General features: G+C 61.6%; 16 protein-coding genes, 12 tRNA genes and 1 riboswitch. Of the genes, 18 read left to right on the plus strand and 10 right to left on the minus strand.

The features are described 5' to 3' along the window. Positions 1-409 precede the first annotated feature (409 nt). A complete protein-coding gene (gene rraB, locus C2U40_RS03105) occupies positions 410-745 on the plus strand; it encodes a ribonuclease E inhibitor RraB (RefSeq protein WP_016351838.1) in 336 nt (111 codons plus the stop codon). A 67-nt stretch (positions 746-812) separates the two neighbouring features. On the opposite strand, the gene C2U40_RS03110 is transcribed toward rraB, so the two are convergent. Then, positions 813-2,786, minus strand: a complete 1,974-nt coding sequence (locus C2U40_RS03110; protein ID WP_103828203.1) for a putative bifunctional diguanylate cyclase/phosphodiesterase — start codon at positions 2,784-2,786, stop codon at positions 813-815. Between the two features lie 171 nt (positions 2,787-2,957). Here C2U40_RS03110 and C2U40_RS03115 point away from each other — a divergent pair, with 171 nt between their 5' ends. Further along, positions 2,958-3,452 (plus strand): hypothetical protein, encoded by a 495-nt coding sequence (locus C2U40_RS03115; protein ID WP_017410927.1) that lies wholly within the window; start codon positions 2,958-2,960, stop codon positions 3,450-3,452. A gap of 143 nt (positions 3,453-3,595) precedes the next feature. Here the strand turns inward: C2U40_RS03115 and C2U40_RS03120 are convergent, their stop codons facing one another. The 5 genes from C2U40_RS03120 to rsgA are packed head-to-tail and all read right to left on the minus strand — an operon-like array spanning position 3,596 to position 6,436. Then, entirely contained in the window at positions 3,596-3,994 is a 399-nt protein-coding gene (locus C2U40_RS03120; RefSeq protein WP_103828204.1) for a hypothetical protein, read from the minus strand. 2 nt (positions 3,995-3,996) lie between these two features. Next, positions 3,997-4,248, minus strand: coding sequence for a DUF2960 domain-containing protein (locus tag C2U40_RS03125; protein WP_011707214.1), 252 nt, complete (start codon positions 4,246-4,248; stop codon positions 3,997-3,999). 4 nt (positions 4,249-4,252) lie between these two features. Next, positions 4,253-4,504, minus strand: coding sequence for a VF530 family DNA-binding protein (locus C2U40_RS03130; RefSeq protein WP_011707213.1), 252 nt, complete (start codon positions 4,502-4,504; stop codon positions 4,253-4,255). Continuing rightward, the gene (asd, locus tag C2U40_RS03135) at positions 4,501-5,373 is read right to left on the minus strand and encodes an archaetidylserine decarboxylase (RefSeq protein WP_017410933.1); all 873 of its coding nucleotides are present in this window, start codon (positions 5,371-5,373) and stop codon (positions 4,501-4,503) included. Before asd ends, C2U40_RS03130 begins: the two co-directional genes overlap by 4 nt. A 28-nt stretch (positions 5,374-5,401) precedes the next feature. Beyond that, entirely contained in the window at positions 5,402-6,436 is a 1,035-nt protein-coding gene (gene rsgA / locus C2U40_RS03140) for a small ribosomal subunit biogenesis GTPase RsgA (RefSeq protein ID WP_199773236.1), read from the minus strand. A gap of 91 nt (positions 6,437-6,527) precedes the next feature. Between rsgA and orn the strand changes: the two genes are divergently transcribed. From orn to C2U40_RS03180, 8 genes are all read left to right on the plus strand, one after another. Beyond that, complete coding sequence (orn, locus tag C2U40_RS03145) at positions 6,528-7,073, plus strand: oligoribonuclease (protein WP_103828207.1); 546 nt, start codon at positions 6,528-6,530, stop codon at positions 7,071-7,073. Positions 7,074-7,250: 177 nt separating this feature from the next. Beyond that, positions 7,251-7,326 (plus strand) — tRNA-Gly (locus C2U40_RS03150). A 25-nt stretch (positions 7,327-7,351) separates the two neighbouring features. Then, a tRNA-Gly gene (locus C2U40_RS03155) sits at positions 7,352-7,427 on the plus strand. A gap of 33 nt (positions 7,428-7,460) precedes the next feature. Then, positions 7,461-7,536, plus strand: a tRNA-Gly gene (locus tag C2U40_RS03160). Between the two features lie 24 nt (positions 7,537-7,560). Beyond that, positions 7,561-7,636: transfer RNA gene (locus tag C2U40_RS03165), tRNA-Gly, on the plus strand. Positions 7,637-7,660: 24 nt separating this feature from the next. After that, positions 7,661-7,736 (plus strand) — tRNA-Gly (locus tag C2U40_RS03170). 24 nt (positions 7,737-7,760) lie between these two features. Then, positions 7,761-7,836 (plus strand) — tRNA-Gly (locus C2U40_RS03175). Positions 7,837-7,860: 24 nt separating this feature from the next. Further along, a tRNA-Gly gene (locus C2U40_RS03180) sits at positions 7,861-7,936 on the plus strand. A 235-nt stretch (positions 7,937-8,171) separates the two neighbouring features. Here C2U40_RS03180 and C2U40_RS03185 read toward each other — a convergent pair. From C2U40_RS03185 to C2U40_RS03195, 3 genes are all read right to left on the minus strand, one after another. Then, positions 8,172-8,381, minus strand: coding sequence for a cold-shock protein (locus C2U40_RS03185; protein WP_011707209.1), 210 nt, complete (start codon positions 8,379-8,381; stop codon positions 8,172-8,174). 272 nt (positions 8,382-8,653) lie between these two features. Then, the gene (locus tag C2U40_RS03190) at positions 8,654-9,322 is read right to left on the minus strand and encodes a LysM-like peptidoglycan-binding domain-containing protein (RefSeq protein WP_103828208.1); all 669 of its coding nucleotides are present in this window, start codon (positions 9,320-9,322) and stop codon (positions 8,654-8,656) included. 98 nt (positions 9,323-9,420) lie between these two features. After that, complete coding sequence (locus tag C2U40_RS03195) at positions 9,421-11,523, minus strand: methyl-accepting chemotaxis protein (RefSeq protein ID WP_181014844.1); 2,103 nt, start codon at positions 11,521-11,523, stop codon at positions 9,421-9,423. 260 nt (positions 11,524-11,783) lie between these two features. Here C2U40_RS03195 and gltX point away from each other — a divergent pair, with 260 nt between their 5' ends. The 7 genes from gltX to C2U40_RS03230 all read left to right on the plus strand — a co-directional run bounded on the left by gltX (position 11,784) and on the right by C2U40_RS03230 (position 14,136). After that, entirely contained in the window at positions 11,784-13,199 is a 1,416-nt protein-coding gene (gene gltX / locus C2U40_RS03200) for a glutamate--tRNA ligase (protein WP_103828210.1), read from the plus strand. Positions 13,200-13,214: 15 nt separating this feature from the next. After that, on the plus strand, positions 13,215-13,346 hold the full coding sequence (locus tag C2U40_RS26675; RefSeq protein WP_233768818.1) for a glutamyl-tRNA synthetase: 132 nt from the start codon (positions 13,215-13,217) through the stop codon (positions 13,344-13,346). A 237-nt stretch (positions 13,347-13,583) separates the two neighbouring features. Beyond that, positions 13,584-13,659 (plus strand) — tRNA-Ala (locus C2U40_RS03210). Positions 13,660-13,687: 28 nt separating this feature from the next. Beyond that, positions 13,688-13,763, plus strand: a tRNA-Ala gene (locus C2U40_RS03215). 63 nt (positions 13,764-13,826) lie between these two features. Then, a tRNA-Ala gene (locus C2U40_RS03220) sits at positions 13,827-13,902 on the plus strand. A gap of 48 nt (positions 13,903-13,950) precedes the next feature. Beyond that, positions 13,951-14,026, plus strand: a tRNA-Ala gene (locus tag C2U40_RS03225). A 34-nt stretch (positions 14,027-14,060) separates the two neighbouring features. Beyond that, positions 14,061-14,136 (plus strand) — tRNA-Ala (locus C2U40_RS03230). 136 nt (positions 14,137-14,272) lie between these two features. Here C2U40_RS03230 and C2U40_RS03235 read toward each other — a convergent pair. Continuing rightward, a complete protein-coding gene (locus C2U40_RS03235; RefSeq protein WP_103828212.1) occupies positions 14,273-16,417 on the minus strand; it encodes an ExeM/NucH family extracellular endonuclease in 2,145 nt (714 codons plus the stop codon). A 296-nt stretch (positions 16,418-16,713) separates the two neighbouring features. Then, positions 16,714-16,799: riboswitch (cyclic di-GMP riboswitch) on the plus strand. A gap of 115 nt (positions 16,800-16,914) precedes the next feature. Between C2U40_RS03235 and C2U40_RS03240 the strand changes: the two genes are divergently transcribed. Beyond that, complete coding sequence (locus C2U40_RS03240) at positions 16,915-19,950, plus strand: glycosyl hydrolase family 18 protein (protein ID WP_373366257.1); 3,036 nt, start codon at positions 16,915-16,917, stop codon at positions 19,948-19,950. The last annotated feature ends 48 nt before the right edge of the window (positions 19,951-19,998 follow it).

Raw genomic sequence — 19,998 nt, forward strand, 5'->3', positions numbered from 1 at the left:
AAAAGGGAGCCTGGCTGGCTCCTCTTTCCGTACGGGCAGTGCTCCGCCCGCGTCCCTTGATACACCTCGTCCATGGCCTTTGTCACCGGGGCGGTGCTGGTGGATCCTGCTGATTTCAAACGGCTTGTTGCGGGGGTTGTGCGGTTTTCCCGTGTCTCGTTGAAGCTCCATATGGAGCAATTCATTCCTGACAAAAGATTACGCTTTATTAACCTTTTGTGATGGCACCCCATTTGGGGTGGCCGCCGCCAGCTGCTTATCTTGGCTTGCCGCATTGAGCCAAGGTGGCTGTGCGGGTATGCTTTGCCGCAACCATGCCTGCCGGGCAGGGGCGCAGCCGATACGGCGCTCGCCCGCGCGGGCATTTGATACCAACACAGTCGCATCTGGGGTTAATATGAGTCTTGATATGCAAGAGTGGCGCGAAGAGACCACCGCCATCGTCAACGAGTTGCTGGCCGATGGCAGCAACCCGGATCTGGAATACGAGATTGAGCACCACTTTGCCTGCCAGGATTTCGATCTGCTGGAGAAGGCGGCGGTCGACCTGTTCAAGGCCGGTTTCGAAGTGACCGATGCCGAAGAGATGGAGCTGGATGACGGCGCCACCATCTTCTGCTTCGATGCCACCACCGAGTGCAAGCTGGACATCGAGACCATAGTCGCCGATATCGAAAAAATGCTGCCTATCCTTCAGAAATACGGCGTGGACTACGACGGCTGGGGTACCTACTTCCAGGAGTAAGGTACCCGCTCACGCACGCGTTGCAAAAACAACAAGGCCACCCTCGGGTGGCCTTGTTGTTGCTGGCTTATTGCTCCGGCAGCTGGTAACTGCGGGCAAACTCGGCGGGGGGCAGGGGGCGGCTGAACAGGTAGCCCTGCAGCCGATCGCAGCCGGCCTGCACCAGCCACGCTTGCTGCTCCTGCGTCTCCACCCCTTCGGCGGTGATCTTGATGCCGAGCTCGTGGCCCAGCCCGATGACGGAGCGCACGATGGCGGTGGTCGCCTGGTTGGTGGCCAGCCCCTGAGTGAAGCTGCGGTCCAGCTTGAGGGTGGCCACCTGCAGCCTGGGCAGATAGGCCAGCGAGCAGTAACCGGTGCCGAAGTCATCGATGGCGAGCTGAAAGCCGGCCTCGATCAGGTTGGCCAGGTTGCTCTCAATCTCGTCGGCATTCTCCATCAGCACCCCTTCGGTGATCTCCAGCTCCAGCTGCCAGGGGGCGAGCCCGTGGCGTTCGATGCAGGCGAAGATCTGCGGGCAGAGCTCGGGGTCGCGAAATTGCAGCGGCGACAGGTTGATGGAGAGCACCAGATCCGGCGCCGCCACCTGCCAGCGGGCCAGCTGGGCACAGCCCTGCTCCAGCATGTGGCTGCCGAGCAGACCGATGAGACCCAGCTCCTCCGCCAGCGGGATGAACTCGTCCGGCGAGATCATGCCGAGCTCGGGATGGGGCCAGCGGCAGAGCAGCTCGGCCCCGTGCAACTGGCTGGTGCGGGTGCTGATGATGGGCTGGTAGACGGCGGTCAGCTGGCCGGACTTGATAGCCAGCGGCAGTTGGGCGGCGATCAGCTGGCGGCGCTTGAGCTTGGCATCGAGTTCGGGATCGAACAGGGTGCAGTGCTGCTGCTGGCGCTTGCCCTGGGCCAGCGCGGCTTCGGCGTGGCTCAGCAGGCGCTCGGCGTCATTGGCCTTGCCGTGGGCGATGCCGAGAAACACCGGGATCTGGATCCTGTGCTCTTCCACCTGGTAGGGCACCATCAGCGCCCCTTGCAGGCGGCGGCTCCAGCTGGTCAGCGGCTCGCTCAGCTCGGGCAGCAGCATGGCAAAGTCGTCGGCGGCGACCCGGCACACCAGCGACTGGGGCGGGGCCAGCTGTTGCAGGCGGCGGGCCACCTGATTGAGCAGCCGGTCGGCGACCCGGATGCCGAAGCCGTCGTTGATCTCGCGAAAGTGCTGCAAATCGACCAGCACCAGGCTCGCCTTGCGGGCGCCGAGATGGCGGCTGGTCTGCAGAAAGTGGGAGAGCTTGAGCAGGCCGGTCAGGCTGTCGTAGTGCTGCTCCTGCTGCAGTTGGGCCTGGGTGGTGCGCAGTCCGGTGATGTCGCGGCTCAGGGTGAGGATGCCGAGGGAGTTGCCCTCGTCGTCCGGCACATCGACCCGGGTGACTTCCAGATGGCGGCCCTGGCCGTTGGCGTCCACCAGGCAGTATTCACCGCGCCCCATCGGCAGTTCGGTGGAGAGGCGGTGGGCGACCCGCTGGCCGAGCGCCTCGCTCGCCACCATGCCCATGAAGTCGAGAAAGGCTTGGTTGCAGTCGATCAGCAGCCCCTGGTGGTCTTCCAGCCGGATCGGATCCGGGATGGCGTCCAGCAGGCGGCGTTGCAGCAGTTGCTGCTGGCGAAAGGTCTGCTCCAGCTCCTTGCGCTGATCAATCTCGTTGACCATGCCAAACAGGGCCACCGGTTTGCCGTGCACGTCGTAGAGCGGGATCTTGTGGATCTCCATCCAGCTGGTGGCATCGCCGCTGCTGCAGTGCAACTGCTGATAGAGCAGCGGTTTGCCCTCCGCCAGCAGGCGCAGATCCTCTTCCCGAAAGATGTCGCCCCAGGGCATGTCGGCATCGGTCTTGCCGATGAGATCCGCCGGTTGCGACAGGCCCGCCTGCTCCGTGAAGGCGCGGTTGGCAAACAGGTAGCGCCCATCCGTATCCCGGCAGAAGATATTCATGGGTAGCTGGTCGATGATCTGCTGCAGCAGGGGCAGGGTGAGCAAGGAGTTCACACAGACACTCACGGGGGAAATTTCGAGCAAATCTATGATAGCAGGCTGGTTTTGTAAAGCTTGGGTTAAGGCTGACTCATTTCTGCCGATCCCTGCTGACAGTCTGTGTCGCTGACGCCATAATAGCCGCCGGTCGGCCGATGGCCGGATTATATGGATGAGAGAAGCAGCATGAAAAAGATTGTGGGAGTAGCACTGGCCCTGTTGATGGCCGGTTGTGCCAGCGACAACAATGGCGGCGAACAGTACCGCTATACCCCGCCGGTAGCCAAGGCGACCAACAACACCCAGGAGATGCAGATCCCGGTGGATCTGGTGTGGGCCCGTGCCGAAAAGTGGTTTGGCGATCACGGTCTTAACATCGAGAACAGCCAGCGCGGCTCCGGCCTGATGACCGCCAACGTCGAGAATTCGGCCGACGGTCTGGAGTGGCTGGATTGCGGTACCATGGGTTCCAAGGTCGCACTGGGCAACCCCAACCTGCAGATCAACCTGATCATCACCCAGAGCGGCAACAACAGCGTGGCGACCGTCAACGTCAAGGGCAACACCCAGCTCTACTTCGTCGAGTCCTCCGGCGAGCGGGTACTGGCTCCTTCCATTACCCCGGTGTGCGTCTCCCGCGGCAGCCTGGAACAGAGCCTGTTCTCCACCCTCGGCAATTAAGTCGCGCCGAGTGTCAGCAAAAACCCCGTTGCTTGCAACGGGGTTTTTTGTTTCCGGCCTGGCGACAAGGTACATGTGGCCGTTGTCGATAACCGCAAAAAACAACCCCCGGCAGTGCCGGGGGTTGAATAGATACGGGTGGCTTAGCGGGCGACGTCGCCGTGAAACAGCGTCTGCTCGCCAACTTTGAGCACATAGCCCTTCCAGGGGAAGAGGGTGTAGCCGCTGCCTTGCCACGACCAGTTGCCTTCCGCCCCCTGGCGGGTGAGCAGGTGCTGCTCGCCGCTCGGCAGGGTCAGCTCGGCCTGGCTCTGATCGGCGTTGAACAGCACGAAGGCGCTACCGGTCTCGCCAGCCTCGAGGGACTGCAGCCGCACCGCCTGCTCGAACAGCCGCACGCACTGCTTGGTCAGTGCCGACCACTGATAGCCCGCACTGCCGATGCAGCCGTGGCTGTCGCGATCACCGCCAACCAGATGTTGTTCCGGGGTACTGCAGGCCGCCAGCAGCAGGGAGGCGGCCATCAGGGTCAGGGTGCGCATGCTTACTCCTTGGCGTCCCGCTCGATGACGATGTTGGAGAAGCCCAGCTCCTTGAAGTAGTTCTCCCGGTAATCCTTCACGCTCTTCTTGTCGCGCCGGCACACCTGGGCCAGCTGCTCTTCCATGGCGTGGAAGCTGGCCAGGTTGATCCCCTCGGCAGCGGCAATGGCATCGTAGATGCTGTTGAACTTGTCGTTGGCGTAGCCAATCTCTTTGGTTTTTTTGCCGTAGGTGTAGGTAATCTTGAACGCCATGGCGTTATTCCTTTGATTTGGCCTGCTTGCGCTGGACGTACAGATAGAGGCTCTCGACCTTCTCTCTGGCCCAGGGGGTCTTGCGCAAGAACTTCAGGCTGGACTTGATGCTGGGGTTATCGGTGAAGCAACGGATATTGATCTGCTGCCCGAGCTCTTCCCAGCCATAGTGCGCGACCAGGGCGGTGACGATGGCTTCCAGCGTCAGCCCGTGCAGCGGGTTGTTCTTCTGCGAGGAGACGGGCTGCTCGCTCATGCCTGCGCCGCCAGCTTGGCAAAGGGCTGACCCATGCGGGTGGTGACCCCGTTGGCCAGATGGGGCTCGAAACCGGCCAGCATGCCCGGGCCAAACAGGCAGACCACGGTACTGCCCAGTTTGAACAGGCCCATCTCGGCGCCTTTTTGCAGGGTGATGGCTTCGTCGCCGCTGTAATCCCAGCGCACGACGCGCTTCTCTTTGGTCGGCGCTATGTTGCCGGCCCAGATGGTCTCGATGCTGGCTACGATAGTGGCACCGACCAGCACCAGCGCCATGGGGCCGTGGGGGGTGCGGAAAGTGGCGACCACCCGCTCGTTGCGGGCAAACAGGTTGGGCACGTTCTCGGCGGTGAGCGGGTTGACGGAGAAGAGATCCCCCGGCACGAACACCATGCTCTCCAGCACGCCGTCCAGCGGCATGTGGATGCGGTGGTAATCCTTGGGCGCCAGGTAGATGGTGGCGAAGTCGCCATCCTTGAACGGCGCCACCAGATCCTCATAACCGCCCAGCAGCTCACGGGCGCTGTAGTCGTGGCCCTTGGCCTGGATGATGCGGCCCTGCTGGATCGGACCGAGCTGGCTGACGGTACCATCCACTGGCAGCGCCAGGGTCATGGCATCCTCGACCAGGGGGCGGATCCCCGGCTTGAGTTCACGGGTGAAGAATTCGTTGAAGCTCTTGTAGTGGGCCGGACTCTCGTGCAGCGCCTCGCTCATGTCGACCTGGTACTGCTTGATAAAGGCCTCGATCACCCTGGTGGTGAGGTTGCCTGCTTCGGCAGCCGCAAGTTTGCCGACCAGGCGGGAGAGGGCGTGTTTGGGCAGACAGTATTGACCGGCAATTTTCAGGTTGTCAGTAATGCTCATGTTCATCATCAAGGTAGGTTGAATAGGGTCACAGCCGCGCCTGTTGGCGACCGTGACGGGCTTCCTGCATTGTTTCCAGGATGCGGTGATAGTTGTGGAAGCGATCGGCGCTGATGGCGCCACTGTCGACGGCGGCCCGCAGGGCGCAGCCGGGATCGTCCTTGTGGGTGCAGTCGCGGAACTTGCAGCCACCCAGGTAGTCGCGAAACTCGACGAAGCACCAGGTGATGCGGTCGGCTTCCAGATGCCAGAGGGCGAACTCGCGGATCCCGGGGGAGTCGATCAGATCGCCGCCGCTCGGGAAGTGGTAGAGTCGCGCCGTGGTGGTGGTGTGCTGGCCGAGCCCCGAGTTCTCGGAGATCTCACCGGTGAGCACGTCCAGCCCCGGCATCAGGGCATTGGTGAGCGACGACTTGCCCACCCCGGACTGGCCGACGAAGATGCTGATCTTGTCGGTCAGGGCGGCTTTCAGCTCATCGAGCCCTTCGCCGCTCTCGCAGCTTACCAGCAACACCTCGTAACCGAGCTTGCGGTAGGTTTCGAGCTGGCGCTCGATACGGGCACGGGCCGAGTCATCGAGCATGTCGACCTTGTTCAGCACGATCAGGGGGCGGATCTCCACATCCTCGGCGGCCACCAGATAGCGGTCGACGATGTTGGTGGAGAACTCGGGCATCACCGCCGAGACGATGATGATCTGGTCGATGTTGGCGGCGATGGGTTTGACCCCGTCGTAGAAGTCCGGCCGGGTCAGTACCGAGTGACGCGGATGCACCGCCTCGATGACGCCGGCGGTTGCGGCATTGAGGCCGGGACGCCACACCACCTTGTCGCCGCACACCAGGCTGCTGATGCTGCTGCGGCGCAGGTTGCTGCGGTGGATGGCGCCATCGCTCGCCTCGACGTCTGCGTGCTGACCAAAACGGCTGATCACTACCCCTTCGATGGCCGGGCCAAACAGGGTGTCATCCACGACCGTGGTGTGCTCTTTTTGCAGCCGCCGCTCGCGGTTGGCCTGGACGCGCCTTTGTTGACCCAGATTGAGTTTTGCTTTCTTTGCCACTCGATTCGCCAGTTTATGAACAGATCCAAAGCCAGTATGATACATGCAAATTGGCAAAATTCCGCCATTCCTCCCAATAGAGAGAGCAATCATGACAGTCAGCGCGCAGAACCTGGTATGGATCGACATGGAGATGACGGGTCTGGACCCCGAACAGAATGTGGTACTGGAGATCGCCACCATCGTCACCGACAAGGACCTGAACGTGCTGGCCGAAGGGCCGGTCATCGCCATTCACCAGAGCGACGAAGAGCTGGCCAAGATGGACGACTGGAACGTCAACACCCATACCAACAGCGGTCTGGTGGCCCGGGTCAAGGCGAGCCAGCACGATGAGGCGAAAGCCGTCGCCGAGACCCTCGAGTTCATTCGCCAGTGGGTGCCGGAGCGTACCAGCCCGCTGTGCGGCAACAGCATCGGTCAGGATCGTCGCTTCATGGTCAAGCACATGAGCGAGCTGGAAGCCTTCTTCCACTATCGCAATGTCGACGTCAGCACCATCAAGGAGCTGGTGCGCCGCTGGGAACCGGCGCTGCTGGACCAGTTCAAGAAGAGCGGTACCCATCAGGCGCTGGATGACATCCGCGAATCCATTGCCGAACTGCAGTTTTACCGTAACCACGTCTTCAAGATCTGAGTCTGCGGCAAGGGCTTGTGCTCTCCCGGTTGCTAAAATCGACAGTTCGACCAGCTTTTGAGCGAACGCGCGCAACCAGACAAAAAAGCCCTTGCAATTGGAATGTCTGCTCTTATAATTCGGCTCCCGTACAGTAGCGCAAGCAACCAAATGCTGTACGGCCGTTTTAAGGTAGTTGCGGGAATAGCTCAGTTGGTAGAGCACGACCTTGCCAAGGTCGGGGTCGCGAGTTCGAGTCTCGTTTCCCGCTCCAAAAAGTTTGCTGATGACGTTCCGATGCGGGAATAGCTCAGTTGGTAGAGCACGACCTTGCCAAGGTCGGGGTCGCGAGTTCGAGTCTCGTTTCCCGCTCCAATCATCAGCACAGCCTCAAGACAACCTAATGTTGCGGGAATAGCTCAGTTGGTAGAGCACGACCTTGCCAAGGTCGGGGTCGCGAGTTCGAGTCTCGTTTCCCGCTCCAAAAATTTGTAAGTGATATTCCGATGCGGGAATAGCTCAGTTGGTAGAGCACGACCTTGCCAAGGTCGGGGTCGCGAGTTCGAGTCTCGTTTCCCGCTCCAATCACTTGCAGATGACATCCTGTTGCGGGAATAGCTCAGTTGGTAGAGCACGACCTTGCCAAGGTCGGGGTCGCGAGTTCGAGTCTCGTTTCCCGCTCCAAAAATTTGTAAGTGACATTCCGTTGCGGGAATAGCTCAGTTGGTAGAGCACGACCTTGCCAAGGTCGGGGTCGCGAGTTCGAGTCTCGTTTCCCGCTCCAATCACTTGCAGATAACATCCTGTTGCGGGAATAGCTCAGTTGGTAGAGCACGACCTTGCCAAGGTCGGGGTCGCGAGTTCGAGTCTCGTTTCCCGCTCCAATCTCTCTTCAAAGTCCTCACAATCCATTTGTATTGTCCATTACATCGCGCCGCGATGATTTGTCGTATCCGGCGTTCAGCCAGATCGGGCCCATGTCTTCTGTAGCCGCTTCGTGCGCAGGGGCTGGGGAGGGCTGTGGTTATAGGCAAGCTTGTGAGCGTGGCGGGGAAGGGGAAACAGCGGGCAAAAAAATAGGAGGGCCGATGGCTCCTCCTACAGGCTCACTGGCGTGGCTTAGAGCAGGGTAACGTTCTCAGCCTGAGGGCCTTTTTTGCCCTGGGTCACAGTGAACTGGACTTTTTGACCTTCAGCCAGGGTCTTGAAACCGGCGCTCTGGATGGAGGAGAAGTGAACGAAAACGTCCGGTCCCTGGGATTGCTCGATGAAGCCAAAACCCTTGGTCTCATTGAACCATTTTACTTGGCCGGTGCGAATGTCAGACATGTGGTAAGTCCTATCTATAACAAAATGAAACTAAGCCTTGTTGGGCAGCATTTGCCTAGAAATCAGGGGTTGAAGCATGACTGACCACGTCAATTTGTCCCAGTAGCATGTAGAACAATCCCTGTCTAAAGCACAAACGATTGTACGTGAGCGCGATCCCTTGTCAATTTGGCACTTTTCATTTTTTGAGCAAGCTAAAAATATTGTGAACTCAGCGGCTTATTTCATGGATTCAGGTCAAAAAAACGGGAGGCACCAGGCCTCCCGTTGTTTCATTCCTTGAGGGCGAATCCTTCACCCTGTCGGTCGTAGCGGTAGATGGCCTGACCGTAGGAGCGGATCTCGACCCGCTGGATGCGGCGGGTGTCATCGATCAGGATGAACACGGCCCGGCCCGATTGCAGGCGGGTCAGCGGCCGATCAGGCCCTTCGATGGCGATCAGGCGGCTGAGCTCGGCGCCCGGTAGCTCGAACTTGCGGAAGATGGAGTAGAGGGTCTCGCCGGCTTGCACGTCGTGCTGCAGCCAGGTGCCATCCACCTTCTCTTCCACCGGTTTGGCAGCAGCCGGTGCACTGCCTGCGGCACCATTACCGACGGTGAGGGCCTGCGCCGGTACGGCGATGGGGACCGCCAGCGAACCGGACGGAGCGGCTTTGGGCGCGGGGTCGGCCGGCACCCAGGCCAGCACCAGCAACCAGAGCGGGATCAGGATCAGCAGCCCTATGGTGTGCTTGCGCGGCAGCGGGCTCGCCAGCTTGAACTTGCCTGTTTTGGCTTCCTGGCCGCGTTGGCCAAGTCCGCTCATGCCCTGGCCGATGCGTTGACGCAGGGGCAGGGTGGCGGCATTGATACGATGGAGCAGGGATCCTTGTGATTCGTCTTGGCGACGCTGCTGGGCTCGTCTGTTGTGGCCACGGGGGCGACGGTCCGGGGTGGGCACGGCATTTACCTCTCACTACATTGCCTGCCATCAGGCAAATTCGTGCCTATGGTAAACGGACTCGCCCCCGAGGGGGAGAGTCCTGAGGTGGAAAATTATCAGCTGAGACGAAATTGTCCCAGTAATTGCTGTAAACGCTCGGCCGCCTGGCGCAACGCCTGGCTGGCTTTGGCCGTTTCGGTCGCATCCAGTGCGATGTCGTTGGCCAGTGCGTTGGTTTTTGACAGGTTGCCGGAGACGGTCTCGGAAACCGAGCTTTGCTCTTCGGCGGCGGAGGCGATCTGGTAGGTCATGTCGTTGATGGTGGAGATGGCCTGATAGATGCTGCCGAGCGCCTCTTCCGCCAGATCCGCCTCGCCCACCGCCTGATGGGTCAGCTGCTGGCTCTGGTTGATGGCGTTGACCGCGTTGGCCGAGCTGTGGCGGATCTTCTCGATCAGCTCCTGGGTATTCTGCACCGCCTGCTGGGTGTTGCCCGCCAGCTTGCGTACCTCGTCGGCCACCACCGCAAAGCCGCGGCCCTGCTCGCCGGCCCGGGCCGCCTCGATGGCGGCGTTCAGCGCCAGCAGGTTGGTCTGATCGGCGATCCCCTGAATGACAGTGAGGATGCTGGTGATCTGCTCGCTGTCGTGGGCCAGCCCCTCGACTACCTCGGCCCCCTTGCCGGCCTCGGCGGCCACCTTGTGCATCGACTGGATCACCTGCTGGAAGCGTACCTTGCCCTGATCCGCCGCCCCCTGGGCCTGCTTGGCCGAGTCGGCGGTGTTGTTGGCGTGGGTCGCTACCTCCTGGCTGACGTAGGACATCTCCTGCACCGCGGTCAGCATCTGCTCCATCTCTGCCTGGTGGTGCTGCAGGTTGGTGTCGGTCTGGCCGGCGATGCGATCCGTGTCGCCGGCGTGACGGTTGACCTCGCTGGCGGTCTTGAGCACATCCCCCAGCAGCACCTGCAGCTTGTCGATAAAGCGGTTGATGCCCTTGGCCAAATCCCCCAATTCATCGCGGGACTGGGTACTGAGCCGCTTGGTGAGATCCCCTTCGCCATCGGCGATGTCATCCACCAGGCTGACCATCTGGCGGATGGGGCCGGTGATGCTGCGGGCAATCACCAGCATGGTGGCCAGCGCCAGCACCAGCACGACGACGGCGCCCACCAGTTGCTGGGTCATGGCGGCCCGGTTCATGTCGCTCAGCTGGGCTTCCAGCTGGTCGGCCCCGGCCAGCACCACCTTGTAGGGCAGGGTGACGATGATGGCCCAGTTGCGGCTCATGCCAGGCACCGCGATGGGCACCGAGATACGAAACGCATCGTCGAGCTCCTGGCGCTGTACCTCGGGTTTGAGGTACTGCTGCCAGCCGTTGCCAAGCAGTTTGTCGGCGCGGCTGCCGAGCAGGCTGGCATCACCGCTGGTGCCGGTGATGACGCCGGCAGCGCTGACGATCAGGGTCTCGCCCTTGCCGTCATAGATGTTGCTGTTGAGGGACTGGGCCTGACGGCTGATGGAGTCCACCGCCAGATCGAGCGCGGCGATCCCCTTGAACTGGCCGCCCACCATGATGGGGGTGGTGATGGTGCTCACCAGCACCTGCTGGCCGTTGATGTCCACCTTGAAGGGGTCGATGAGGCAGGAGCGTCCCTCCCGTTTCGGGCAGGCGTAGTAGTCGTTGGCCGGATTGCCGAACTCATCCGGATCGCTCTTCTCGATGGAGAGCAGCAGGTCGGTGCCGATGCTCTCCTTGTCGCGATAGAAATAGGGCACGAAGCGCCCCTTGCTGTCACTGCCCAGCGCCGTCTGGCCGGCGAAGCTGGCATCCTGGCCGTCGAAGCCGTTGGGCTCGAAGCCGGCGAAGGCGCCGTAGAGCTGGGGTTCGAGGGTGAGCTGGGCCTTGAGCAGATCGGTGGCCTGCTGGCGATCCAGCGGCAGCTTGCCCTCCTGCTGCAGGGCGAGGGCGCTGGCCATCTGCTGGGTATAGGAGAGCCCCTTTTGCAGCAACTGGGTGATGGTGGCTGCTTCAGCACGGGCGTTGGCGCTGACCTTCTGCCATGCCTCCTGCTGCAGGGCGGCGCGGCTGGAGCTGATGGTCAGCTTCTGGGTCTGTTGACCCGAGTACTGGTTGAGCAGGATCAGGATGACCAGGGCGGCGGTCATAGCGATCCCGGCCATCACCAGAATGCGATTCTGGATAGAACGGAACTGCATCGTCTCTTCCTTGTTGGTGAGCGTTATTTGGATATCGGCCGGAGGAGGCAGCTCTCCAACACTTGTCATAGCAAAACGGAAACCGGGATTTTGTTTTGCGATCCCCTTCAAATATCAGGCGGCAAGCGGCCGGGACGCCTGTGCAACCCCCTACTTTTGCCCGCTGCGGCTGCATGGTTTTCCCATCCGTCATTGTCGGTGCTAAAATGCGACGGTTTTTTTAACGAATTGGCCCAAGGCCCTCTACACAAGGCTTAAAGATGAAAGTCAAAACCCGTTTTGCTCCCAGCCCGACCGGCTTTTTGCATGTCGGCGGTGCCCGTACCGCACTCTATTCCTGGTTGTTTGCAAAGAACCAGGGCGGTGAGTTCGTGCTGCGTATCGAGGATACCGACCTGGAACGTTCCACTCAGGAGGCGATCGACGCCATCATTGAGGGCATGGAATGGCTGGAGCTGAACTGGGATGAGGGCCCCTACTACCAGACCAAGCGCTTCGATCGCTACAACGGCCTGATCGACGAGATGCTGGCTGACGGCCGTGCCTACAAGTGCTACTGCTCCAAGGAGCGGCTGGAAGCGCTGCGTGAAGGCCAGATGGCCAACGGCGAGAAGCCCCGTTATGACGGCAAGTGCCGCGACCACGCCCACGATCACCCGGCCGATGCGCCGCACGTGATCCGCTTCCGCAACCCGACCGAAGGCTCCGTGGTGTTCGATGACCACGTCCGTGGCCGCATCGAGTTCGCCAACACCGAGCTCGACGATCTGATCATTCGCCGTACCGACGGCGCGCCGACCTACAACTTCTGTGTTGTAGTCGATGACTGGGACATGGAGATCACCCACGTGGTGCGTGGCGAAGACCACATCAACAACACCCCGCGCCAGATCAACATCTACAAGGCGCTGAACGCGCCGGTACCGGAGTTTGCCCACGTCTCCATGATCCTGGGTGATGACGGCGCCAAGCTCTCCAAGCGCCACGGTGCTGTCTCCGTGATGCAGTACCGCGACGACGGCTACCTGCCGGAAGCGCTGCTGAACTATCTGGTGCGTCTGGGCTGGTCCCACGGCGATCAGGAGATCTTCAGCCTGGACGAGATGATCAAGCTGTTCAGCCTGGATGCCATCTCCAAGTCTGCCTCAGCTTTTAACACCGACAAGCTGCTGTGGCTGAATAACCACTACATGCGCAGCCTGGATCCGGTCTATGTGGCCAAGCATCTGGCATGGCACATGGAAAACCAGAAGATTGACACCAGCAAGGGCCCGGCCCTGGCCGATGTGGTGACCCTGCTGGCCGAGCGCTGCAACACCCTGGTCGAGATGGCCGCCCAGAGCCGCTACCTGTTCGAAGAGTACGAGGCCATCGACGAAGCGGCTGCCAAGAAGCATCTGCGCGGCGTGGCTGCCGAGCCGCTGACCCTGGCCAAGGCCAAGCTGGCGGCACTGGATAGCTGGACCACCGAAGCGCTGCACGAGCTGATTGAAGCGACCGCCGCCGAACTGGGTCAGGGCATGGGCAAGGTCGGCATGCCGCTGCGCGTGGCCGTGACCGGTCTGGGTCAATCTCCTGGCATCGACGCCGTGATGGCGCTGGTGGGCAAGGAGCGGGTACTTGCGCGTATCGACCGCGCCCTGGCGTACATCGAAGCGCGCATGGCTGCCGAATAAGCTTGCCGTCGCACATTGCCGTCACCGGTCTGGGGTAATCTCTCCCCCGCCATCGACGCCGTGATGACGCTGGTGGGCAAGGCGCGGGTACTGGCCCGCATCGACCGCGCCCTGGCGTATATCGAAGCGCGCATCGCCGCCGAGTAAGCGCCAGCCAGTGCTTGCGAAAGGGCTCCCGTACGGGGGCCCTTTGTTTTTGGCCAAAGGCCGGTTTTGTGACATAAAACAGCGAGATAGCTGTGTCACTGCCGGTTAAATCGGCTAACTGCTTGAATTTTGACTAAACGCGCGAATCGGCGTTATTTTTGGGTTGACAGCAAAGCGGTCGGTGCCTATCATGCGCCTCCGTTGCCGGAGATAACTTTGGTAGCGCCGAGGTGAGTTGGGGTTATAGCTCAGCTGGGAGAGCGCTTGCATGGCATGCAAGAGGTCCGCGGTTCGATCCCGCGTAGCTCCACCAAATTCTCCTCGAACAATCTGGAATCCAAGGGGTTATAGCTCAGCTGGGAGAGCGCTTGCATGGCATGCAAGAGGTCCGCGGTTCGATCCCGCGTAGCTCCACCAGGTTCCTGATTGAAATGAAGTACCCAGGGCAGTGCGGTGTGTATCACCCAGGCCGACCTTTGTGGGGTTATAGCTCAGCTGGGAGAGCGCTTGCATGGCATGCAAGAGGTCCGCGGTTCGATCCCGCGTAGCTCCACCATTATTGAGGATGAATGGCCGCCAGAACCATTCATTCAGTACCGAATTTGGGGTTATAGCTCAGCTGGGAGAGCGCTTGCATGGCATGCAAGAGGTCCGCGGTTCGATCCCGCGTAGCTCCACCAAATTCAGAGTGACTCAGCGTCACTCACACACATCGGGGTTATAGCTCAGCTGGGAGAGCGCTTGCATGGCATGCAAGAGGTCCGCGGTTCGATCCCGCGTAGCTCCACCATCTTTCGTAACGAAAGTAGAAAAGGCCACCGCACTGCGGTGGCCTTTTTGTTTTGCGCTCCGTTCACCGGGCGTGCCGGCCGGCCCATAAAAAAGCCCGCATCGCTGCGGGCTTTTGGTTTGATGGCGATGGGTCATCAGCCGTGGCGACGACGCCAGGCCAGCGGCAGCAGCGCCAGCAGCAGGGCGCCCATGGCACCGCCACCGCTGTTGCTCTCCTCTTTCAGCTTGAGGTCGACGATGATTGGGTCGTGGTCGGAGGCGCTGAACGGGTTGTCCGACTTGATCATGTCGCCGGTGAAGTCCCGGCCGTACTCGAACAGGTTGCTCTCGAACGAGTTGATGTGCCAGTCGGCCACGGCGATCACCTTGCCGGCCAGCGCCGGGTTGGCGAGGGCATAGTCCAGGGTGCCGAGCTCGGCCTCGTAGCTGTAGGAGATGGCCTTCTCCTTGTTGAACTTGACGTTCATGTCCACCAGGCCGTAGCTCTTGGCCACTTCGCTGCCGGTCTGCTCAAAGACCTGGTCGCCGAGGAAGGTCTGGGAGGCGGAGACTATCTTGCGCTGGCCGTCGGTCGGCACATAGTCGGTCAGCACCCGGATCGCATCTTCCCGGGCGTAGGAGTTGAAGTCGCCCACCAGCAGCACCTGGCCGGGCAGCTTGCTCACCGCCTCGCCCAGCACCTTGGCGGCACTGACCCGGAACTCGGTACACTTGCCCTGCAGATCGGCCGGCTCCTTGCCGTCCAGGTTCTCGAGGCAGCCAGAGCCCTTGGACTTCAGGTGGTTGACCACCAGGGTCAGCGGATCCTTGCTGCCCTCGACGGTGAAGGTCTGCACCAGGGAGTCACGCTGGGAGGCCTGTTTCTCGACCCCTTTGGCATCCAGGTATTTCTGCACCGGCAGGGTGATGACGTTGGCGTCCCCTTGCGGTGCCAGCTTGGCCGGCCGGTAGATCATGGCCACCATGATGGCGTCGCCACCGAAGTAGTGCTCGCCCTGCAGCAGCGCCTTGGGCAGGGTGACGAAGGCGTACTGCTTGCCCGCCTCTTTCTGCTGGGCGTTGAGAGCCTGTACCAGGTCGCTGATGGCGGAGTGGCTGTCAAAGCCGTTGTTCTCCATCTCCATCAGGCCGAGCAGGTCGGCATCCATCTCGGTGATGGCGTTGACGATCTTGGCGCGCTGCTTCTGGAAATCTTCCAGGTTCTTGGCGCCGCGGTTGCAGCCCTTGGCGCTGTCCGCATCCGCCTGATCCTTGCACAGCACGTTGAGGGCACCGCCCACGCTGGAGTGGCTGGTGAAGTAGTTGAGCACGTTGAAGCTGCCGACGCGCAGATCGGTGCCGTCGGCACGGGCCGGGGCGCTCTGGCGGTCGTTGTCGCTGGTGCGCAGCAGATCGCCGGCGGTGATCACCTGATCCTGCGGCACGATCAGCCGGTACTCGTTGTAGCTGTAGCCCACCATGGCGTCCAGATTGACCGGGGCATCGCCGATGCGCAGGTAACCCTGTTCCGGCTCCCAGGCCGGCAGCCAGGGCAGTTTGCCGTCGGCGCCCTTGAAGTCCGATTCGAGGAACACCCGGTTGCCGGCGTTGGCCTTGGCCAGCGCCTTGGCAGCCTTGCTGTCGGCGTCGTGCAGCTGGGTCGGTTTCATCAGCGGCGCCTGGTGGGAGAGCACCAGGTTGTTGCGCCGGGCGGCGTAGTCATAGCTGAAGTTGCGGCTGATTTTGAGCGCGCTGTCGGCATCGAGCCGTACCCGCATCCCTTCGTGGCGCTCCAGCGCCCGGGCCAGGGTCTCGTTTTCCAGCACCCGCAGCGGGATGGCGGCCGGGACCGAGCCCTGGGCGACGACCTGCAGGCGCGGGGTGCCGCTGTCAAACACCGGCTTGAGCTGGGTGTGGTTGTAATACTCCTCGACCTTGGCCTCCAGGCAGACTTCGGCACCCGGCTTGATGTCCGGGTACTTGCTGGCGAAGTTCTTGTCGTTCAGGAAGACGAAGATGCCGTCCGAGGTCTGGGGGTTGCCGTCGCCCTGCACATCCAGCAGGTAGAACCCCTTGTTGAGGCTCTCGCCAAGGCCAGAGACCACCGCCTTGACCATGACGCTCTGGGGGCTTTCGAACTTGTCGGCGGGAATGAGCGGGCTCTTGTCGCCGCTGCCCTGAATGACCGGGATCGGGGTGAGGGCGCTGTCGGCCGGGCAGCTGAAGCCGGCGGCATAGACGGACGGGGAGGCGAGCGCAAGCCCCACGGCCAGCGACAGCAGGGTACGTGTTCCTTTCATAACTGTTCCTTTTTTATTTTTTGCCAGTGTTTCCATAGCCTTGGCGCATCGGCCAAGGGCGCGCATTGTCACATTTCTGGCATGTCATACCAGTGAGCCAACGCACATTACGGGGATACAAATGAGGGCAATGCCGTTTTTTTTGACTTGGCTAACAGTATGAAATTAATGACAAAACAGTTATTTCGTCACGCCAGTGAAAATGTGATCTGGCTGGCATCCACATATTTTTCCTCGAGAATGAAGATTGAGACTCGGCTGGTTGATTCCTATACTCAGCTTGTTCCTCACGGAACCCAGGTAAAGGGCAAACCGGTCGAGATGCCGGGACGCAATGCCTCCGGTCTTCAGATCGTGCGATCCAGATAGCGGGGCTTCCCAGGGTGAGGGTGACGTTTGTGGCAGGTCCATTGCCAGTTGTCTGCGCCCATCACGCAGGTTGCGCTTGTTCTTTGCCTTGGTGACCAATGCCAAGACAAAACAAGGAAGATAACAATATGCAACAGACCCTAAGGCCCAGCAGGCTTGCCATGCTGGTGGCTTTGGCTGCCATGCCCGCCTGGGCACAGGCCGCCTATCCCGCCTATCAGGCCGGTACCGCCTACAAGGCCGGCGACATCGTCAGCAACGTCGGCAATCTCTATGAGTGCAAAGAATTTCCCTACTCCGGCTGGTGCGGGGCCTCGCCCTATCACTACGCCCCCGGGGTGGGGGTGGTCTGGGCCGATGCCTGGAAACTCTATGGCGGGGACGTGCCGCCTCCGGCGATCGGCGTAGCCGTCAGCTCGCCGGCTGCCGGCGCCAGTTTCAACGAGGGGGCCAGCGTCGCGCTGGCGGTGACCCTGAGCGGCCCGGTGACGGCGCTGGTTCGGGTGGAATACCTCATCGACGGCAAGCTGGTGGCCACGGCGAGCGCCTCGCCCTGGAACGGCAGCTGGAGTGCCGCCGGTGTCGGCGCCCACGCCCTCAAGGCTCGGGCATTGGATAAAGATGGCAAGGTGCTGAGCGAGGCGGATTCGAGCTTCAAGGTCGCCGCCGTGGTGGCGCCGGAGGCGCCCAAGGTGAGCATCAGCAGCCCGGCCAGCGGCGCCAAGGTGACCCTGGGTCGCAGCGTGGCGGTGAGCGGCAACGTCACCGATGCCAACAACGACGTCGCCAAGGTCGAGCTGTTCGTCGATGGCAAGAAAGTGGGCGAAGACACCAGTGCCCCCTGGCAGGTGAACTGGACGCCCCAGAGCAAGGGGCTGGCCGGCCTCAAGCTGGTGGCGACCGACAAGGAGAACCTGAGCGGCGAATCGAGCCAGGTCGACGTGCAGGTGGAAGAGGCAGCCCTGCCGCCCACCGGCGGCAACCTCTCCTGCGATATCCGTCAGATCTACCGCCCGGACGGTTACGAGTGCATGGGGGATGACCACGCCCGTCGGGTCATCGGCTACTTCACCTCCTGGCGTACCGGCAAGAACGGCTTGCCCTCCTATCTGGTGAGCGACATTCCCTGGGACAAGATCACCCACATCAACTATGCCTTCGCGGCGGTGGACGAGCAGAGCCACACCATCAAGGTGGACGACTCGGCGACCAAGATGACCTGGGACGGCGTGCCGGGTGCCGAGATGGATCCGGAGTTTGCCTACAAGGGCCACTTCAACCTGCTGTCGAAGTACAAGAAGCAGTATCCGGACGTGAAGACCCTGATCTCGGTGGGGGGCTGGGCCGATACCCGCGGCTTCTATACCGCCACTACCAAGGGTGACTGCTCGGTCAACAGCGACGGCATCAACGCCTTTGCCAACTCGGCGGTGAGCTTCATCCGTCAGTACGGCTTTGACGGGGTCGACGTCGACTATGAGTACCCCACCTCCATGAAGGATGCGGGCAACCCCAACGACTTCCCGCTCTCCAACCAGTGCCGCGGCAAGCTGTTTGCCAACTACAAGGTGCTGATGCAGACCCTGCGCAGCAAGCTCGACAGCGCCGGCAGCGAGGATGGTCGCAAGTACATGCTGACCATCGCCTCGCCGGCCTCGGCCTACCTGCTGCGCGGCATGGAGAACTTCCAGGTCACCCAGTACCTCGACTACGTCAACCTGATGACTTACGACTTCCACGGCGCCTGGAACAACTTCGTCGGTCACAACGCCGCCCTGTTCGACAACAAGGCGGATGCCGAACTTGCCCACTGGGGCGTCTATACCCAGAGCCAGTTTGGCGGTATCGGCTACCTCAATGCGGCCTGGTCTGCCCACTACTTCCGTGGCGCCCTGGCGGCCGGCAAGATCAACGTGGGCGTGCCTTACTACACCCGCGGCTGGCAAGGGGTCAGCGGTGGCACTCACGGCCTGGCCGGCAAGGCAGCCCTGCCGAGCCAGAGCGATTGTCAGCCGGGTACCGGTGGCAGCACCATTCCGTGCGGCAACGGGGCGGTCGGCATCGACAACATTTGGCACGATCTCGACAAGAACGGCAAGGAGATCGGCGGTGGCGCCGTGCCCATGTGGCATGCCAAGAACCTGGAGAACGCCGCCAGCCTGGGTATCACCACCATGCCGAGCTACGGCCAGGCCTGGGGTCTGGATCCCAACAACCCGGCTCACGTGATGCAGGGCAAGTACGTGCGTTACTACGATGACAAGGCGCAGGCACCTTGGCTGTGGAACGAAGAGAAGAAGGTGTTCCTCTCCACCGAAGATGAAGAGTCCATGGGCCACAAGCTCGACTACATCATCAAGCGGGGTCTGGGTGGGGTCATGTTCTGGGAGATGGCGGGTGACTACGCCTTCGATCCGGCCAAGAACGAGTATGGCATGGGCAGCACGCTGACCACGCTCGCCTACGAGAAGTTCGCCAAGGCAGCCAAGTACAACACCAAGCAGAACGATCTGGCGGCGCCAACCGCCCAGCTCGACATCGCGGTGAGCCTCTCCGGCTTCAAGGAGGGGGATTCCAACTACCCGATCAACCCGACCCTGAAGCTCACCAACAACTCGACCCAGACCATTCCGGGCGGTACTCGCATCGAGTTCCTGGTGCCCACTTCCACCTCCGATACCATCACCGACCAGAGCGGGATGGGGCTGAAAGTGGTGGAGAGCGGCGGCAACCAGAACTCCGACGGCATCGCCAACGAGAAGGACTTCCACAAGGCGGCCTTTACGCTGCCGACCTGGAAGGCGTGGGCACCGGGCAGCGACGTGGAAGTGGCGATGACCTACTATCTGCCGGCCGCCGGTGTGCCGAGCGGTATCCGCATCATCAGCGGCACCCAGACCGCCGGCCTCAAGGCCGAGTTCCCGACCCTGCCGGAGGCCGTATTGGGCAGCAGTGGTGGCGGCGAGAACCCGGGCGGCGCCACCTGCAGCAGCCAGAACGTCAACCCGGCCGCCTACAAGGCCTATCCGACCTGGCCGCAGGGGGATCACGCCAACGGCGGTGACCGGATGACCAACAACAAGGCGGTGTGGCAGGCCAACTGGTGGACCAGCAGCGAGCCCAAGGCGGGCGATGGCAGCTGGAAACTGGTATGCAGCTACTGATGATCGCTTGAGGGGCAGGCCGGCACTCTGCATGGCCTGTCCTCTCGC

The sequence above is a fragment of the Aeromonas sp. ASNIH4 genome (assembly GCF_002934425.1).
In the GTDB taxonomy this organism is placed as follows: Bacteria; Pseudomonadota; Gammaproteobacteria; order Enterobacterales; family Aeromonadaceae; genus Aeromonas; species Aeromonas hydrophila.

Coding starts and splice junctions, on each gene's coding strand:
- orn (WP_103828207.1), top strand. CDS start 6,528: ATGACAGTCAGCGCGCAGAACCTGGTATGGATCGACATGGAGATGACG.
- C2U40_RS03195 (WP_181014844.1), bottom strand. CDS start 11,523: ATGCAGTTCCGTTCTATCCAGAATCGCATTCTGGTGATGGCCGGGATC.
- C2U40_RS03125 (WP_011707214.1), bottom strand. CDS start 4,248: ATGGCGTTCAAGATTACCTACACCTACGGCAAAAAAACCAAAGAGATT.
- C2U40_RS03235 (WP_103828212.1), bottom strand. CDS start 16,417: ATGAAAGGAACACGTACCCTGCTGTCGCTGGCCGTGGGGCTTGCGCTC.
- rraB (WP_016351838.1), top strand. CDS start 410: ATGCAAGAGTGGCGCGAAGAGACCACCGCCATCGTCAACGAGTTGCTG.
- gltX (WP_103828210.1), top strand. CDS start 11,784: ATGAAAGTCAAAACCCGTTTTGCTCCCAGCCCGACCGGCTTTTTGCAT.
- C2U40_RS03185 (WP_011707209.1), bottom strand. CDS start 8,381: ATGTCTGACATTCGCACCGGCCAAGTAAAATGGTTCAATGAGACCAAG.
- asd (WP_017410933.1), bottom strand. CDS start 5,373: ATGAGCATTACTGACAACCTGAAAATTGCCGGTCAATACTGTCTGCCC.
- C2U40_RS03120 (WP_103828204.1), bottom strand. CDS start 3,994: ATGCGCACCCTGACCCTGATGGCCGCCTCCCTGCTGCTGGCGGCCTGC.
- C2U40_RS03130 (WP_011707213.1), bottom strand. CDS start 4,504: ATGAGCGAGCAGCCCGTCTCCTCGCAGAAGAACAACCCGCTGCACGGG.
- C2U40_RS03115 (WP_017410927.1), top strand. CDS start 2,958: ATGAAAAAGATTGTGGGAGTAGCACTGGCCCTGTTGATGGCCGGTTGT.
- C2U40_RS03240 (WP_373366257.1), top strand. CDS start 16,915: ATGCAACAGACCCTAAGGCCCAGCAGGCTTGCCATGCTGGTGGCTTTG.